The 17,517-nt window shown below is 45.9% G+C and carries 14 protein-coding genes; 5 read left to right on the forward strand and 9 right to left on the reverse strand.

Annotation, left to right across the window (positions count from 1 at the left end; all coding sequences use genetic code 11):
- Positions 1-21: 21 nt before the first annotated feature.
- Positions 22-582 (forward strand): hypothetical protein, encoded by a 561-nt coding sequence (locus QY318_01880; protein WKZ31491.1) that lies wholly within the window; start codon positions 22-24, stop codon positions 580-582.
- On the opposite strand, the gene dnaK is transcribed toward QY318_01880, so the two are convergent.
- From dnaK to QY318_01900, 4 genes are all read right to left on the reverse strand, one after another.
- Entirely contained in the window at positions 558-2,492 is a 1,935-nt protein-coding gene (gene dnaK, locus QY318_01885; protein WKZ31492.1) for a molecular chaperone DnaK, read from the reverse strand. The genes QY318_01880 and dnaK overlap by 25 nt on opposite strands.
- Positions 2,493-2,578: 86 nt before the next feature.
- On the reverse strand, positions 2,579-3,148 hold the full coding sequence (grpE, locus tag QY318_01890; protein ID WKZ31493.1) for a nucleotide exchange factor GrpE: 570 nt from the start codon (positions 3,146-3,148) through the stop codon (positions 2,579-2,581).
- Positions 3,149-3,162: 14 nt separating this feature from the next.
- Positions 3,163-3,888 (reverse strand): hypothetical protein, encoded by a 726-nt coding sequence (locus QY318_01895; GenBank protein WKZ31494.1) that lies wholly within the window; start codon positions 3,886-3,888, stop codon positions 3,163-3,165.
- Positions 3,889-3,982: 94 nt separating this feature from the next.
- Complete coding sequence (locus QY318_01900) at positions 3,983-4,525, reverse strand: hypothetical protein (protein ID WKZ31495.1); 543 nt, start codon at positions 4,523-4,525, stop codon at positions 3,983-3,985.
- A 50-nt stretch (positions 4,526-4,575) separates the two neighbouring features.
- On the opposite strand from QY318_01900, the gene QY318_01905 reads away from it, so the two are divergent.
- Both QY318_01905 and QY318_01910 read left to right on the forward strand, forming a co-directional pair.
- Positions 4,576-5,343, forward strand: coding sequence for a 50S ribosomal protein L25 (locus QY318_01905; GenBank protein ID WKZ31496.1), 768 nt, complete (start codon positions 4,576-4,578; stop codon positions 5,341-5,343).
- 20 nt (positions 5,344-5,363) lie between these two features.
- The gene (locus tag QY318_01910; protein WKZ31497.1) at positions 5,364-6,296 is read left to right on the forward strand and encodes a hypothetical protein; all 933 of its coding nucleotides are present in this window, start codon (positions 5,364-5,366) and stop codon (positions 6,294-6,296) included.
- Between the two features lie 103 nt (positions 6,297-6,399).
- Here the strand turns inward: QY318_01910 and rpsG are convergent, their stop codons facing one another.
- From rpsG to QY318_01935, 5 genes are all read right to left on the reverse strand, one after another.
- On the reverse strand, positions 6,400-6,867 hold the full coding sequence (gene rpsG, locus QY318_01915) for a 30S ribosomal protein S7 (protein WKZ31498.1): 468 nt from the start codon (positions 6,865-6,867) through the stop codon (positions 6,400-6,402).
- Between the two features lie 25 nt (positions 6,868-6,892).
- Entirely contained in the window at positions 6,893-7,306 is a 414-nt protein-coding gene (rpsL, locus tag QY318_01920) for a 30S ribosomal protein S12 (GenBank protein WKZ31499.1), read from the reverse strand.
- A gap of 150 nt (positions 7,307-7,456) precedes the next feature.
- Positions 7,457-11,383: a DNA-directed RNA polymerase subunit beta' gene (gene rpoC / locus QY318_01925; GenBank protein WKZ31500.1), complete on the reverse strand. Its 3,927-nt coding sequence runs from the start codon at positions 11,381-11,383 to the stop codon at positions 7,457-7,459.
- Complete coding sequence (locus tag QY318_01930) at positions 11,361-12,380, reverse strand: hypothetical protein (GenBank protein ID WKZ31501.1); 1,020 nt, start codon at positions 12,378-12,380, stop codon at positions 11,361-11,363. Before QY318_01930 ends, rpoC begins: the two co-directional genes overlap by 23 nt.
- Positions 12,367-14,742 carry a hypothetical protein gene (locus tag QY318_01935; protein WKZ31502.1) on the reverse strand — a complete coding sequence of 792 codons (2,376 nt, stop codon included), beginning with the start codon at positions 14,740-14,742 and terminating at the stop codon, positions 12,367-12,369. The genes QY318_01930 and QY318_01935 overlap by 14 nt, the downstream gene beginning before the upstream one ends.
- Before the next feature lie 394 nt (positions 14,743-15,136).
- Between QY318_01935 and QY318_01940 the strand changes: the two genes are divergently transcribed.
- Together QY318_01940 and QY318_01945 are read left to right on the forward strand one after the other, a co-directional pair.
- Positions 15,137-16,066, forward strand: a complete 930-nt coding sequence (locus QY318_01940; GenBank protein WKZ31503.1) for a DNA translocase FtsK 4TM domain-containing protein — start codon at positions 15,137-15,139, stop codon at positions 16,064-16,066.
- The gene (locus QY318_01945; GenBank protein ID WKZ31573.1) at positions 16,047-17,420 is read left to right on the forward strand and encodes a DNA translocase FtsK; all 1,374 of its coding nucleotides are present in this window, start codon (positions 16,047-16,049) and stop codon (positions 17,418-17,420) included. Before QY318_01940 ends, QY318_01945 begins: the two co-directional genes overlap by 20 nt.
- Positions 17,421-17,517: the final 97 nt, after the last annotated feature.

Below are 17,517 nucleotides of genomic sequence, written 5' to 3' on the forward strand. Positions count from 1 at the left end.
AGCGATCTAGGTCGTGACCTGATGCGCGATTTCAAATTTAAAGGCTACTTTGATCTGCAGAGTACTTTTGCTGCAATTATCAAACAGCGGCTAAGTCATATACCTGAGATACGCGAGTTGGTAAAGGAAAGCACGATTGTCCCGATCCCGCTCCATCGCACAAGGCAGAATGAGCGTGGATTTAACCAATCGGAGATCTTGGCACGAATAATCACCCAATTTGCTTGGAAAGAGTACGGTTTCGACCTGAAAGTTGTACCACTGCTGCACAAGCTATCTGCAAACCAGCACCAGAGCAGCTCTACAGTTGAAGAGAGGAGAACAAATGTGAAAGGTGTGTACCAGATGAATGAGATCGTTGCGAAAGATTGTCCGAAGATACTGATTGTCGACGATGTCATCACAACTGGCTCGACTGTAAGCGAGGCAATCGCGACTATATCAGAATGGTATTCAATAAATCGAAGCACACAACCCGAGATAAATTGTATGGCACTGTTTAGGGGCAGGGCTTACTTCAATAAGCGCGCTGCCCCTTCCCAACCTGTACCAACTGACTACTCTACTATCTCGGCGTCTTGAGCCTTCTCCTTATCGTCGTCAGACTTCTTCTCTTTCCCTTTAGCATCTTTATCTTCTCCACCCTCTTTCTTCTCACCCTCCTCTTTCTCAACCTCTTGGGCTGCCTGCTGATACATCTTCTGGCTGATTTCACCAACCAACTTCTGTAGCTCAGATGTCTTCTCCTTCACCTTCTCTACATCGATTGGGTCAGCCTCGATTAGCTTTTTCAGCTCTTCGATCACCTTCTCAGCCTCTTTCTGCTTATCTGCGTCGATCTTATCTTTGTTCTCGCTAAACAGCTTCTCTGTGTTAAATATCAATGAGTCGGCGTCATTCTTTGCTTCTGCTTTCTCTTTCTTCTCCTTATCTTCCTTCGCGAATTTTGCTGCGTCGTCTACCATCTTTCCGATCTCGTCGTCGGACAAACCGGTATTCGCAGTTATTGTAATCTTCTGCTCCTTGCCCGTAGCCTTGTCAACAGCTTTCACATTGAGGATTCCGTTTGCGTCTAGTGCAAATGTAACCTCGATCTGTGGCACTCCGCGTGGTGCGGGTGGAATTCCGTCTAGCATGAATTTGCCAAGCGTCTTATTGTCTGACGCCATTTCTCGCTCACCCTGAAGCACGTGCACTTCGACCGATGGCTGATTGTCAGCATAGGTTGTAAAAGTCTGTGTCTTCTCAGTAGGGATTGTGGTGTTTCGTGGGATCATCACGGTGCGAACTCCACCGGCCGTCTCGATACCTAAGGTCAATGGTGTCACATCGAGCAAAGTGATGTCGTGCACATCTCCAGCGAGTACCCCACCCTGGATTGCTGCTCCTACGGCTACAACCTCATCTGGGTTGACCGATTTATTTGGTTCTTTACCGAAGAATTCAGCAACTTTCTTCTGAACTGCCGGCATTCTTGTCATACCACCGACTAGGAGGATCTCTTTTATATCACTCTTTTCCAGCTTCGCATCAGCCAATGCTTTCTTCATTGGCTCGATGGTGCTGTCGATCAGGTCGGACACCAGCTTCTCTAATTCAGCCCGTGTGAGATCCATGCGCAGGTGCTTTGGACCTGAGGCATCTGCTGTAATGTAAGGGATATTGATCTCGCTTTTCTCCGATGATGAGAGCTCAATCTTTGATTTCTCCGCTGCTTCTTTCAATCTTTGCAAAGCTGTCTTATCTTCTCGGAGGTCGATTCCGTTATCCTTCTTGAACTGCTCGGCAATATGATCAATCAATACCTGGTCGAAATTGTCACCGCCAAGGTGTGTATCACCATTTGTTGAAAGCACTTCAAAAACGCCATCACCGATCTCGAGGATTGAGATATCAAATGTACCGCCACCAAGGTCGTATACAGCAATGATCTCATCATTCTTCTTGTCTAAGCCATATGCAAGTGCTGCAGCTGTAGGCTCATTTACCACGCGCTTCACATCTAGACCTGCAATCTTGCCTGCGTCTTTTGTAGCTTTACGCTGTGCATCGTCGAAGTATGCTGGAACAGTAATCACGGCTTCGGTGACCTCTTCACCCAGAAATGCTTCTGCATCTTTCTTAAGCTTGGCCAAGACTTTAGCCGAGACCTCCTGAGGTGACATCCATTTATCGCCCATTTTTACTTCGACGCCACCATTCTTGGCTTTCTGCATCTCGAATGGAAGCAGCCCTTTGTCTTTCTGGACTGCTGGGTCATCCCATCTACGTCCGATCAATCTCTTGACCGAGTAGATAGTCCCAGTAGGATTGGTTACAGCCTGGTTCTTTGCCGGTGTACCGACAAGCACCTGGCCTTTCTCATCCTGTGCAACTACAGATGGTATAAGTCGACCACCCTCGCTGCTTGCGATCACCTCTGGCTTACCACCCGAGAGGTATGCCATTGCTGAGTTTGTTGTACCCAGATCTATTCCGATTATTTTTGCCATTGTTTATTATTTAATAATTTATATTACATGCTGATTTATATTGCCAAGAATGACTTCGCACATATGCTGAAAAATTCCTGGCATTATTAATTAGCAGGTACTTTATTTACAACCACCTTTGCTGGCCTGATTACGAGATCATCTAATACATATCCGCCTTCGGCCAATGCATGAATAGTATTGTCTTCACCGAGATTCACTATGGCAATTGCCTCATGTAGCTCTGGGTCAAATCGATCTCCTGGTTTCACCTCAATTGCTCTAATCCCAATCTGGCTCATAGCGCTTCTCAACTTACCCAATATATTGACCACCCCTTCTAGCCAAGCCTTGCCGGCAACATCAAGATGCATCTCCCTACTCTCGCCGATTGCATAATTCATATCCTCGGCAATTGTGATAAGCTCTGAAGCCATTTCCTTACGCATTTGAAACATCCTCAGCTCGACCCTTCTGTCTATAGCCTGTTCCAGGTTTTGGTAGTCGGCCAAGCTTTTCTTCAACTGCGTTAACAGGGCCTCTTTTTCTTCACCTATTTTCTTACTATCACGAGTCACACTTTCTAACCTAGCTTCAAGCTCTTGAATCTTCTCAACAGCTACTGTGTTGCTCTCTTTTGTAATAGTAGTTTTTTTCTGTTTTGTATCTTTTTTCATAATATTGATAGTGGCTAACTCCAGCCTTTAAGCGATTCCTCAACTGAAGTACGAACCTCTGATAACATCGGAATCACATTCCTATAATCCATTCTACGTGAGCCGATAACACCCATGTGCCCCACCCGGTTATCCCAAAACTTCATGGTTGTAAAAGCAACTGCACACTCGTTCAGATCTTTAATACCCAACTCACCGCCAATAAGCACAGTTACATCATCGCTACCGGCACGTGTAAACACGCTGCGCAACAGATTCTCATCTTCAAGCAGATCTAGAATCCGCTGGAGGAAATCTACATTCTTCAACTCTTCATAGTTCATAAGCGAAGAGACTCCATAATGCCTCGACATATCGTCCATCAATATGAAAGATGCGCATCCGCTATTCTGCACCAGCAGCTCCAAGATAGTCTTGATCAATTTCTCTGGGTAGAAGCGCACACTGAAAATTCCTTGCCTTATCTGCACCATTCGGATCGAGTCTTGCAGCGACTTATCAACCCGCTCATTTATATAGAGCCTAAATGCCATATCAGTTGGAAGCCTACCTGCTGAAGCATGGGGCTTGTCTAGATACCCAAGCTCCATCAGCTTCACCATCTCGTTGCGGACGGTAGCTGAGCTCACATTAAAACCGTACTTGTTGATGATCTGCGCAGAGCCAACCTCTTCGGGCTCTTGCATATACTCTTCAATTATCGCTAGCAGTATATCCTTCTGTCTTTCGGTAAGCGTCATTTAGCACTCCACTTAATTAACTGCTAAATAATAGTGGATGAGCAAAAAGCTGTCAAGGAAATGGTTAACGATTAGTGAAGAGCAAGATTGCTACCTAGTCGGTGATCTTTGTGATTTGATGCAATGTAACTTGTGTTACATTTCCACCTTTACTGTCAGAACTGCCATCAACCTTGACCTCGATCATTAGAGGGTAAACGAGTCCACCAATTCTATGAGTTACTGTTCTACTGTAATCATGCCACATCGGTAGAGCTGTGGAGCAACCCAACCATTCACGCTCATCTGTCTCAATTATGTCTACAGCATCACCAGTTATCTTTGCCTGCTGGACAGGAGTCCACTCATTCCCTCGTATATGTGCATATAGAGTAATGCTTACCCCTTCGCGCGTTGGGAGCCGATAGATCATAGATACTCTCACCTCAGCGGCAGAATCACTCGGCTTGACAACTATATAATCAGCACTCTCCTCCATCCGCCCACCAAATCTCCAATCCATTGTTAAAACACCTGGCGCCTCCTGTAAGATTACCTTATTATCCGGATCAGCATGATACACTTTTCCCATTCCAGTATTACTAGACACTTCTACAAAATGTTGAGCTTTAGGAGTCTCGGCGTTAATTACACTCATTGGATTTATTGGCGATAATCTTAACTAGTTACGCAACTATACCCTATAGTATGGCTACGGTCAACCCATTTAACAAGCTTCATCGCACAGAATTGTTGCTAATCTACCGCTCTTCTGGTACAATCACAACCGTTATGACAAAGATCAAGCTCGAAAAAAGAGAATTAAAAGGAAAAAAGACCAAGCAGCTCCGCCGAGAAGGAATCATCCCTGCTGTCATCTACGATAAGACAGGCAATTCCACAATGGTACAAGGAGTATTGGGAGATTTTGTAAGAATCCTCGAGAATGCTACAACTACAACAGTTATCGAAGCAGAGCTTGACGGTACAGTTCACAAGACATTTATCAAAGAGATTGAGAAAGACCCTATCACAGACTCAGTGGTTCATATCTCATTCTTCGAGGTTAACGACAAGGATATCATCACATACGAGCTTCCTGTTGCACTTATCGGCACCTCTATCGCGGTTAAGAACAACCTCGGTGTATTGGTACAGCCAACAAAGACATTGCACGTACGTTCTACATTGAGTGCCATGAAGCCGGTTCTCGAGCTCGATATTTCGGGTCTTGAGCATCCTGGTCAGAGCATCAACCTGAGCGAGATTCAGCTTCCTGAGGGTGTTGAATTCGTCCAGAAAGATGTAGAAGACAAAGCTATCGCCACAATTACCGATCTCCAGAAATCTGTTGAGGAAGAGATTGCCGAAGAGGCAGCCGCAGCAGCAGAGGCTGGTGAGGTTGTTGAAGGTGAAGAGGGCGCTGAAGGCGCAGCAGAAGCAGCTCCAGAGGGTGAAGCAGCAGCAGAGGAGTAACCCCCAAAATTTTCATGAGTATGGATATTGAGACACAACAACCTGGGCAGCCAGGTGGTGCAGATTTTGAGCCAGAAAAAGAGCTTCCAAGCCTAGCCGACATATGCATTGTGATTGATGGTCTTGACGGCTCAGGAAAAGGAACTCTTGCTGAATATCTAGCCAACCGTGGACTTGAGGGATACAACTTCATCGTAGACTATCCACAATATGGATTGCCGTGGGGTAAAGTTCTCTACAGCCTTCTCCACGAGAATGATCAGGGACTCAGCATTAATGATCGCATGTTGGTATATGCACTCAACCGGCTCGAGACAGCCCATCAACTCAGGTGGCATATGGAGAAGACTAGGATCGTACCTGATATAAAGATCAATCTGATATTTGACCGATTTGCGACTTCTAATATTATCACTGCCGCCTATTACTACAAACTGGTGCAAGACAAGTGGAGAACATTTCCTCTTGAAAATCCAGCTGACGAGCAGAGCAGCCTAAAGGATTGGATCCTGCCTATGTACGACCATATGATGCAGATAGACGCAGAATTTATGCAAATATTGGGGGTGAGCGATGCAGTAGTATTTGTACCGATGTTAGACGAGCGGATTTCTATGGAAAGTCTACTAAACGACCAATCCAGAAGCGGAGTAGATATGTATGAGACTGCAAGCGTGCAGGGTCTAGCGAGAAAATTGTATAGAATCGTCGCCGAGGCTCACCCTGAGAGATTACATCTATACGACCAGCATAATGGTGACAAGCGGATGAGTACCGAGGAGCAAGCAATGCATATACTTGGAGCGCTCGGCTTATCTGAAGCCCCAGCAGGAACGGCGAACAGGGTCAACTATGCATTCTACAAAGAGTTAGTCGATCGTGATGCGGTAAACGCTTTGTTGGAGAGGTTTGGCTCTGAGGAGCTGAAGAGGTTAAACCCGTACGCGGTTTAGTGAGTTGTAAGGACCAAGCAGCTGCATAGGAGCATAGCCAGTTGAACACTCAAATAAAACCCTCCTTGCGGAGGGTCCAATTACAAATCCATTACAGAGACTCTTACCACCTAAAGTGCGCAAACGCCTTGTTGGCCTCGGCCATACGCTCGACCTCTTCCTTCTTCTTTACAGCCTCACCTGCGTTGTTGAAGGCATCCATAAGCTGTCGCTCGAGCAACTTGTCAAAGCTATCACCACTGTTCTTGCGGGTAATGCCGACGATCCATCGAACAACCAATGCTTCTTGACGCTCACCACTTACAGGAACTGGTACTTGGTAGTTTGCACCACCTACTCGTCGTGACTTAACCTCCAATGAAGGACGTACATTGTCGACGGCCTGGTTGAGGAAGTCCATAGGGTCAACTTTCACATTCTTTGCACCCTTCTCCATCGCTGCATAAAAGATCTTCTCAGCCTTCTGGCGCTTACCATCGTGCATGATCTGGCTAATGAAGCGGGTAACCAGCTGGCTACCATACTTAGGATCTTTTCTTAACTGTCTCTGTTTTGCGGCTTTACCTCTCATATCAGAACAAATTCATTACTTAAAATTACTGAGCGTCAACCTTGGCTCCATACTTAGATCGAGCCTTCTTGCGGCCTTTTACGCCCTGAGTGTCATATCGACCTCTTACAACTGTGTACTTAACACCTGGGAGGTCTCGCTTTCGACCTGCCTTCACCATTACTACTGAGTGCTCCTGCAAGTTGTGACCCTCACCTGGGATATAGGCTGTTACCTCCATACCGTTTGAGAGCCTTACCCTTGCGACTTTTCGCAAAGCTGAGTTAGGCTTCTTAGGTGTCATTGTCTTAACCTGAAGACATACACCACGCTTGAATGGGTTGTTTGCTGTTGAATAGCGATTTCTCAATGGGTTGAAGTTTGTCGCCAAAGCAATATGTCGACTCTTCTGTCGCTTGCTTTTTCTTGGTTTTCGAACTAGTTGATTTATTGTTGGCATTGCCTGAATAACTCTTAATTCTATTAAATATCTACTGTGGGAGTCTTAAAATCCTTCGGATTATACAATAAAAACTCCACTCGCGCTACCTTTTGTTGCCCCGCTAACTTATAGTCCGGATCAGACTATGAGTTAGCGGGGCAAGTTTTCCTACTCCGTTGCCGTAATTACCTCCGGCTCTGCATAAAGCTCTTTCGCTTCTTCAATATCGATCCTTGCCTCGTCTCCAACTGGGATTCGGCGTCCAATGATCACATTCTCCTTCATACCCTGCAAAGTATCGACTCGACCGGTGATTGCCGACTCGGTCAACACTCTTACCTGCTCCTGGAATGACATAGCAGATAGGAAGCTCTCGGTCTTCAAAGCTGTAGTCTTGATACCAAGTAGCTTTGGTGCGATCAGTGCAACATTCTTGCCCTCTTCTCGCAATCCATCATTCAAAAGCTCAGCACCATACCTATTTACCAATGATCCGATCAGATACTCTGAATCACCAGCATCCATTACCATTCCAAGCTTGGCCATCTGTCGCACGATTACCTCAATGTGTACATCGTCGATGGTTACACCCTGCTCAGAGAACACACCCTGAACTTCACGAATCACATACTCCTGTGCCCTAGTGATCGATGCATATTCTGCGAGCTTCTTAGGATCAACTGAGCCTACTGTGATCTGTGTACCTGCTGTGACCTCCTGGCCATCAATGACGAGGATATCGAATCCTGAGAGCACTGAGATCAGCTCCTCTGCATCCAACTTACCTGTTACGGTCATAATGCCGTGGTCGATCTTTACGACACCTGTAAATGGAGCCTGCTTCTCTTTCTCATGCGAGTCAATGAAGAGTGTTTGTCCAATTGTCACCTTGTCACCATCGGCTACACTTACCTTCTTTGCATTTCCAACAATATAGTGGCGCTCTGACAACTTCTTACCAGTGATCAAGATCTGTGATGAGCCATCGTCTGCTGTTGTGATGCTTACCTTACCATCAACTGAAGCAATCTCTGCCTCTGCCTTAGGTGTTCGTGCTTCAAACAACTCTTCGACTCTTGGGAGACCCTGTGTGATGTCTACCTTCTTAGCACCACCGAAGTGGAACTGCTTCAACGTCATCTGTGTACCTGGCTCTCCGATCGATTGCGCAGCGATTACTCCTGCAGCTTTTCCGATCTCCACCAGCTTGTTCTGCTCAATATCGTGTCCATAACACATCTGGCAGATACCAAGTGGAGCCTCACATACGATTGGTGATCGGACGAATACCTCGTTGATTCCAAGCTCTTCTGAGTTCTCGGCAACCTCACGGGAGATAATTTCATTCTTCTTCAGGACTACTTTACCCTTCCCATCTTTAAGATCCTGTGCGAGCACGCGACCCTCGATTGTCTTCTCAAATGAAAGCCTTCGCTCGTCGGCTCTTCGGATAATATAACCATCACCATCATAACCACAATCTTCCATTCTTACGATTACATCGTGTGCTACGTCGTGAAGCTTCCTTGTGAGGTAGCCTGATGATGCAGTTCTCAAGGCTGTGTCAGCCACGCCCTTACGTCCTGCACCTGTTGCCACGAAGTATTCAAATGTACCAAGACCCTCTCGGTAGTTACCCTTCAATGGAAGCTTGATCCAATCACCTGAAGCATTTCTTGCCATACCCTTGATCGACATAATCTGTCGAGCCTGGATCTGACCACCGTTTGCTCCTGACGTAACCATCTCAAACACTGGGTTGTTCTTATCAAGACTTGCCCATGCCTCAGCAGCAAGCTCGTCTGTGAACTCATTCCACATTGTGACCGAGAGATTTGTCTTCTCCTGCTCGGTTAGCAAACCCTGTAGGTAGTTCTCCTGGAGATGCAAATCTTTCTGCTCAACCTCTTGAATCCTCTTCTTAAGATCGATGTCGACCTTACAGTCTTCCATCGAGAATGAGAATCCTAGTGTCGTTGCAAATTTGAATCCAAGCATCTTCAGGTCGTCGAGCAATCGCACAACTTCATCGAGTGAGTATTGATCCTTGATCTCGCGGATAATCTCATCTACATCTGACTTGCCGATTCTCTGGTTGATAAACTTGTAATCCTCTGGCAGTACCTGGTTAAACATTACTCGCCCTACCGAAGTATTGTGAACTTTGCCCTTACCCTTTACAAATATTGCCTCGTCAATCTCAAGCAAGCCTCTATCGTATGCACGTACTGCTTCCTCGAAGCTTCCGAACATCCTTGGCTTATCGCTCTCCTTATAGTCAGTCATCAGGAAGTATCCAAGCAACATATCGTTGGTTGGGCTAGCTAGAACACCACCGTTCTTGATGTCGATAATGTTGTAGGTAGAGAGCATCTTCTCAACACCCTCTTTAATAGCCTCTTCTGTCAACAATACATGCACAGCCATCTGGTCACCGTCGAAGTCGGCGTTATAAGCCTTACATACCAATGGGTGGATTCGGATTGAATCTCCCTCTACCAATACTGGGTAGAATGCCTGGATTGAATACTTGTGCAATGTTGGGGCACGGTTTAGAAGCACAGGCTTATTCTTGATAATCTTCTCAAGGATGTCCCATACAATATCTTCTTCTGCATCGATCATCTCCTTTGCAACCTTGATGTTTGGTGCAAGCTCAGTCTCAATAAGATCGTGGATCAGGAATGGCTTGAACATCTCCAATGCGACTGCCTTTGGCAGACCGCACTGGTGCAGCTTCAATCTTGTGTCACCAACGATAACAGCACGACCTGAGTAGTCAACACGCTTACCGAGGAGGTTTCTTCGGAAGATACCCTTCTTACCTCTCAAGTCATCTGTCAATGACTTATAAGGGAGCTTCTTGTTGTTCATCATCGGCTTGCTTGGTCGGTGACTGTTGTCGATCAATGCATCTACTGACTCCTGGAGCATGCGCTTCTCGTTTCGGAGAATTACATCAGGCGCACCAATCTCAATAAGTCTCTTAAGACGATTATTTCGGTTGATGATCCTGCGGTAGAGGTCGTTAAGGTCTGAAGTTGCAAATTTACCACCTGATAGGGCGATAATAGGTCGCAACTCTGGTGGGATGACTGGCAATGTCTTGATTATCATCCATGATGGATCGATCTTGTTCTGGTAGAAGCCTTCAACATACTGCAATCTTCGGATCAAAGACATCTTCTTTGCCTTTGATTTCTGATTCTTGATCTGGTGCTTAAGGTTTGAGACCTCTCCATCGAGGTCAATCTTATCCAAAAGCTCCTGAATAGCCTCAGCACCCATCTTTGCTTTGAAGAAGAGCAGGTCACGATCCTCAAGGTCAACATACTCATCTTCTGTAATTATTGTGCCTACTGTTACCTCTTTTAGAAGCTTCATCAGTTTTGTATAGAAGGTCTCGATCGACTCCTCTCGCTCTGCAAACTCGCGTCGAACCTTCGCAACTTTCTGGCTCCTCTTATGCTCGATCTGACTTGCCTTAAATTCTGCCTTTGACTTATCTTTCTCTTTCTTGCCACTCTGCTTGATCTGACCATCAAATTCATCGTTCACTTCCTTAAGCGCAGCTTCCAATTCTGTATCCAGTGTCTTTCGATCTTCTGCGAGATACTCTTCAGCAGCCTTTACCTTCACCTCTCGGGACTCATTGTCCACTTCAACAACCATATATCTGGTGTAGTAAACAACTGAGAGCATCTTCTTGTGTGACATATCGAGAACGATAGACATCTTGTTTGGGACACCGTATGCAAACCATACATGTGTTACAGGTACTGCGAGGTCGATGTGACCCATTCGCTCGCGTCGCACATCTTTTCGAGTTACCTCTACACCACACTTATCACAGATAATGCCCTTGTATCGTACTTTCTTATACTTACCACAGAAGCATTCATAATTCTTGGTAGGACCGAAGATCTTCTCACAGAAGAGACCCTCTGGCTCCATCCTATATGTTCGGTAGTTAATGGTCTCGGCTTTTGTAACCTCACCATATGACCACCCTTTGATCTGCTCCGGCGATGCAAGCGTGAGCTTCAATGCATCGAAGTCGGAGTAGTCCTGTCTAAAGTTCTTCTTGGTTTTCATTGGTCTCCTCGCTCTTCGCGTTAGAAATTAGATCAAGGTTTATGCAGAGTGCATTCAACTCTTTTACGAGTACCTTGAATGACTCCGGTAAGTTGATATTTTCAATCTTCTCACCATGGATAATTGCTTTGTAAGCCTGGGCACGTCCCTGGACATCGTCTGATTTGATAGTGAGCATCTCCTGAAGTGCATACGGTGTCCCGTGTGCCTCGAGAGCCCATACTTCCATTTCTCCGAATCTCTGACCACCCATCTGTGCCTTACCACCAAGAGGCTGCTGTGTTACCAATGTGTATGGTCCTGTAGATCTAGCATGTACCTTCTCGTCAGCGATATGCTTCAGCTTCAACACATACTTCATACCTACGGCTACTTTCCTTGGGAACTTCTCACCTGTCCTACCGTCATACAGATCAACCTTCTCTGCCATCTCAAATCCGTTCTTCTTCAATTCTTCTGCAATCCACTCGCTGTTTACATCCTCAAATGTTGGGATTGAGAGCTTGATTCCAAGCATCTCGGCATAGTGCCCGAAGTGCACCTCAAGCGCCTGACCCATGTTCATACGCTTTACAAATGTAGGTGTCAGGACAATATCAACTGGCTGTCCATCTGCCGTGAAAGGCATATCCTCAACTGGCCTGATAGCTGCGATTGTGTTCTTGTCTCCGTGCCTACCCGACAGCTTATCACCGTAGTCTACTTTCTTGGTCTCTGCGACCCATACCTTCACCTGCTTTAGCACGCCTGGCTTCAACTTATCGTCATTCTCGACTGATAGCATCTGCGTCTTAACAACAATACCTTTCGATCCGTGGGGAACTCTGAGTGATACATCTCTTACTTCGCTTGCAGCTTTTCCGAAGATTGCTCTCAAGAGCCTTTCCTCAGCTGTAAGCTCCTGCTCACCTCTTGGTGCTACGATACCGGCGAGGATATCTCCACCATTTACACGTGCACCTACTCGTACAACACCCTCGATATCAAGATTGTGCAAGATTCTGATCGCTCACATGTGGGATATCTGCAGTAAGTACCTCAGGTCCGAGATCTGTATCTCGGAGATCTTGCATATATTCTCGGATATGGATTGATGTCAAAGTGTCATCACGCACAATGCTCTCTGAGATAACTGTTGAGTCCTCATAGTTATAACCCTCGTAGAACATCAATGCTGCTCGAATATTTGTACCAAGTGCTAGCTCACCATTGTCCATAGTTGGACCGTCAACGAGCACATCATCTTTCTTAAATTTCTGTCCTACATCGACACGTGGCCTCTCTGAGAAAGCTGTGTCATAGTTCGACCTGAAGAATTTGGTGATCTTGTACTCCTTCTTTCCAAGCTTCTTATAATCAACCAAGATATGGTCTGCATCAAGTGTCAGTACTACACCATCATCTTCTGCGAATACACCCCAACCTGACTGTCGAGCAACGATCTCTTCATATCCTGTACCAACCATAGGTGCCTGCTGCTTAAGCAGAGGGACAGCCTGTCTTTGCTGGTTTGAACCGGTAAGCGCTCGCTTCGAGTCGTCGTGGTGAACAAATGGGATAAGAGCCATACCTACACCTGCCTGCTGTGCAGCAACCAGGTCGATATAGTTCACCATCTGTACATCCTGCATCAAGAAGTCTCCCCTATACCTTACAGGTACGATCTTCTCAAGGATGTTGCCATCTCCGTCCACCTTGATGCCTTGCAAAGTAACATGCGCATCTTTCTCACTTGCTGCATCTAGATACTCGATCGACTCTGTGATGAACGATCGAACCTCTAGCTCCTTCATATCCTTATTCTTAGCCAACTTTGTCGCAATTGCGGCTGTGATTACCTCACCCTCTTTTACGATAAGTTTGCCAGCCTCTTTGATATCTTCTGCGGCTAATCTTCCAACTGCATCCTTGCCATTGTTCTTTACATGATTGCGGACTACGTAGTATGGAGCCTCGATAAAACCAAAGTCGTTGATCTTTGCGAACATTGCCAGCTGGTTTACAACACCGATCGATGCGCTTTCTGGGCTGGTGATAGGGTCGATACGTGAGTAGTGTGTGTGGTGAACCTCACGGATTGAGAATGTAGCTCTCTCCTTGGTGATACCACCTGGGCCTGATGCGGTTACTTTTCGCTTATTCTCAAGCTCTGAAAGGATATTTGCCTGATCCATGAACATTGAAAGCTGGTTTGAGCCGAAGAAGTTGAGGATCGCAGCCGAGATAGGCTTGGTGCTGACAAGCATTGATGGTGTAAGTTTTGAATCCTCACCGTACATGCTCATCTTATCCTTAATATTCTTCTCTACTCTTCGTACACCTACTCTGAGCTGGTCGATCAATACCTCACCGACGCTTCGAATTCTTCGATTTGACAATGAGTCGATATCGTCCGCTGTTTCAACGCCGTTGTTGATCTGGATAAGCTTCTTGATTATCAAGATCAGATCATCTGTGTAAAGCCTGCACTCTGGACCCTCAAGAGGATACTCTGTGCCAAGCTTTCGGTTGAGCTGGTAACGACCAACCTTTCCGAGGTCAAACCTTCTGTCATTGAAGAAATGTCCCTTAACATACTTCTCTGCACTCTCCAGGGTTACATTCTCATCAGGTCGGAGCTTGTTGTAGACATTGATTACCGCCTCTTCTCGTGATCTTGTGAAATCTCTTGCCAATGTAGCTTCTATATATTTGTGGTCTTCACTTGTATCTACATCTTTGAAAAGATCCCTTATCTCATCGTCTGACTCATAACCCAAAATACGGAGAAGCTCGGTAAGGAGTACCTTTGGTCTCTTCTGTACCAATCTAATTGAGATTACATCGTGCTTGTTTACTTCAAATTCATACCACTGTCCTCGTGCTGGCATCAGCTTTGCCGAGTAAAGGTTTCTTGCTGGAGATTTATCACTGATGTCGAAAAGCACTCCCTCTGCTCGCACTACCTGATGGGTAACTACTCTGCGTACACCATTAATAACAAAGTAGCCATCTTCAGTCATTAGAGGCATATCTGCCACGAATATCTCCTGCTCCTTGAGCTCACCAGTCCTGTTGTTCAGCAGCTGCGAAGTCACGTATACAGGCGCATCATAAGAAAGCCCCTTGTCAGAGGCTTCTTCTACTGTGCGATTTGGCTTCCCATATCGAAAATCCTTAAAGTCGAGGGTCCACATCCTCTCCATAGTGTCTTTCACCGGGGTGATTTCGGAGAAGAGGTACTCAAGGCCATCCTTCTTAAATTCTTCAAACGATTTGATCTGTGCTTCGATAAGATTCGGAAATTGAATCTTTGACAGATCTGTAGCACCGAGGTTGACTCTGCCCGCCCGGTTACTCAAGATTTGCTTTGCTGCCATACTTTGTGTGAGCCTAATTATTTAAGATAAATAAAAAAAGCGTAGAAAAAGCTCCACGCCGAAAACGCTATCTCAAACTACTATCGGGTTGATGGGTCAATGCCACCATAATGAAGATGAACTTTTGGCCTAAATATAAGTACAATCGCTAAAAATCGAATGGATACTAGCACAGTACGCCACCGATGTCAAACGGGCATTTTTAACAATACGATCGAGCCTCAAAGAGGTTCAGTAATAATAACAAATTCCGGCTCCACTAACAAGCTTTTTGACCATCCAAGTCTATAAAATCTGAGCCACCTTAATCTTCACTTAATGAAATTATTAACTACAATATTGAGTCACCTTCCCAATCGCATGAAAGATCTGTACAATCAACTAAATCACAAAAATGGGAAGACGAAAAAAAGCGACATCGGAAATAACTATTCATAGTAAAGAAACCAGGATTATACTTGGTTTATTCCTCATACTTATAGCGCTTACGCTTATCGCTGCACCGTTCAGCACAGAGGCTGTCTTCGAGCCGATTGTATTCTATCTTGGGGTACCATCAGTGGCCTGGGGAATCCTCATACTCCTCATGGCAATCCGCGTCATCAAAGGCCCGAGCAAGTTTACAAACTGGAAAACCATTACAGGTACGCTTCTTATCGCTCTAATTCTCAACATCCTCTTCACATTTTGGATCCCCGAGGAGATATTAAGCAGCCAGACAGACTTCTCCAATGAAGGTGGCCAACTCGGATATATATTGCACACACAGCTAAATGCCATGGTAGGAGACTTCATCGAATTTGTACTTATTATTGTATTAATAATTGTAGCCTTCTCCCTCATCTCAGGTGTAAGCCTCGAACGGATCTCAAATAGTGTGGGCAACCTATTCGACAAGCTATTTGAAAGCCGCAATAAACTGAAGCTTCCAAAAGGTGAGGATGACGACGGAATCAGCATTGTAGATAGTATGTTCAAAGGCGGCGACGACGATGAGGCTATAGATGAAGCAATTGAGCCAGAGATTGAAAATGGAGCCGAGCCGATCGCGAATATGAGGGCAAAAACCGAGCCAAATATGAGTGCCAACGTCGAGGCAGAGATCCGTGAAGCAACAGGCAAAGAGTTCGTAGAATCACCAAAGTCAAACAGCAAAGAAAGCAGTGAAGAGGAAAGCAGTACACTTAGCGAGCCACTATATCCAAACTGGAAATTCCCACCAGTAAACCTGCTCCAGAAGCCACAGGTCAGCCCGCAAGACCCAAACCTACACAAGCGCAACGCCAGCGTCATCGAGAAAACCTCTGCGCAGCTTCAATATTGAGTCACGTATCAGCAAAGTCACAATCGGCCCAACAGTCGTCCAGTACGCTCTAAGCATTACCGTAGGCACCAAGGTCGCAAAAGTGCGCAACCTCTCAAATGACATCGCATTGGCTCTAGCGACACCTGAGTCACAAATCCGCATCGAGGCTCCGATCCCTGGCACCTCATTAATTGGTATCGAGATCCCCAACCCTACCCCGAATTTTGTATTCATCCGTGAGCTGGTCGAGAAGCTGAATGAAGAGCACGACAAATATAGACTACCTATCATTCTTGGTAAGAATGTCGCTGGCCAACCAATCATCAAAGACCTCACAAGTCTCCCCCACCTCTTGGTCGCAGGCGCGACTGGTACCGGTAAATCTGTAGGTATCAACTCGCTACTAACTGGTCTACTTATGACCAAGTCTCCTGATGAGCTAAAGCTTATTCTCGTCGACCCAAAGATGGTTGAGATGGCGCCTTATAATGGCATCCCTCACCTACTCACTCCGGTCATCACAGATATGGAGCTGGTAGTAAATGCGCTACAATGGACTGTCGAGGAGATGTTGAAGCGGTATAGGGTATTGAAGCAGATCGGAGCCAGGAATATCACCGAGTACAACGACAAGGTTGGCGATCTAACAATGCCATACATAATAGTAGTAATCGATGAGATGGCTGACCTTATGCTTACGACTGGAGTAGATGTAGAGTCAAAGATTGTACGACTAGCTCAGATGGCACGAGCAGTGGGTATTCACCTAATATTGGCAACCCAGAGACCTTCTGTAGATGTAATCACTGGCTTGATCAAGGCAAACGTGCCGGGTCGAATCGCATACAGCGTATCGACAGCTATCGACTCACGAGTAATCATCGACCAGACTGGCGCAGAGACACTGATCGGCAAGGGAGATATGATGTTTAAATCACCTTCTACAGGCAGACCTATCCGTATGCAGGGTGCTTGGACTGACACAGTCGACACCGAGGCGATCATCAGCTTTATCAAAGACCAGACGAAAGAGCTTAAGTATAGCGACGCAATCACCCAGCCGAAAGAAGAGAAGTCAGAAGGCGGAGGAGCTGCTTCGGGTCATTCAGATGACGCAATGTTCGCAGATGCACTCGAGGTAGTTGTAAATGCTCAAAAGGCATCGGCCTCCCTACTCCAGAGGAGATTGAGGATCGGTTATAACCGGGCTGCCAGATTGATTGATGAATTGCATGAGGCAGGAGCAATAGGCCCACAGGAGGGTAGTTCACCACGAAAAGTGCTAGTCTCCAGCAGTGATCAGATCTTAGGCGCAGGCAGCAGTGACGTTGATGATTTTGCAGACAACCAGGACGACAAGTCCGACTTCTAGAGGTCATCAGACTCTCTACATTGAAATTTCTGCCCGATAGAGATTAATTCATCAAATGCAAATCTGCAAAATGATACAATCGCAAGGCCTGCATAGA

The sequence above is a fragment of the Candidatus Dojkabacteria bacterium genome, from assembly GCA_030583845.1.
Lineage (GTDB): Bacteria > Patescibacteriota > Dojkabacteria > SC72 > JAHDCA01.

Coding starts and splice junctions, on each gene's coding strand:
- QY318_01880 (WKZ31491.1), top strand. CDS start 22: ATGCGCGATTTCAAATTTAAAGGCTACTTTGATCTGCAGAGTACTTTT.
- dnaK (WKZ31492.1), bottom strand. CDS start 2,492: ATGGCAAAAATAATCGGAATAGATCTGGGTACAACAAACTCAGCAATG.
- grpE (WKZ31493.1), bottom strand. CDS start 3,148: ATGAAAAAAGATACAAAACAGAAAAAAACTACTATTACAAAAGAGAGC.
- QY318_01895 (WKZ31494.1), bottom strand. CDS start 3,888: ATGACGCTTACCGAAAGACAGAAGGATATACTGCTAGCGATAATTGAA.
- QY318_01900 (WKZ31495.1), bottom strand. CDS start 4,525: ATGAGTGTAATTAACGCCGAGACTCCTAAAGCTCAACATTTTGTAGAA.
- QY318_01905 (WKZ31496.1), top strand. CDS start 4,576: ATGGCTACGGTCAACCCATTTAACAAGCTTCATCGCACAGAATTGTTG.
- QY318_01910 (WKZ31497.1), top strand. CDS start 5,364: ATGGATATTGAGACACAACAACCTGGGCAGCCAGGTGGTGCAGATTTT.
- rpsG (WKZ31498.1), bottom strand. CDS start 6,867: ATGAGAGGTAAAGCCGCAAAACAGAGACAGTTAAGAAAAGATCCTAAG.
- rpsL (WKZ31499.1), bottom strand. CDS start 7,306: ATGCCAACAATAAATCAACTAGTTCGAAAACCAAGAAAAAGCAAGCGA.
- rpoC (WKZ31500.1), bottom strand. CDS start 11,383: ATGAAAACCAAGAAGAACTTTAGACAGGACTACTCCGACTTCGATGCA.
- QY318_01935 (WKZ31502.1), bottom strand. CDS start 14,742: ATGGCAGCAAAGCAAATCTTGAGTAACCGGGCGGGCAGAGTCAACCTC.
- QY318_01940 (WKZ31503.1), top strand. CDS start 15,137: ATGGGAAGACGAAAAAAAGCGACATCGGAAATAACTATTCATAGTAAA.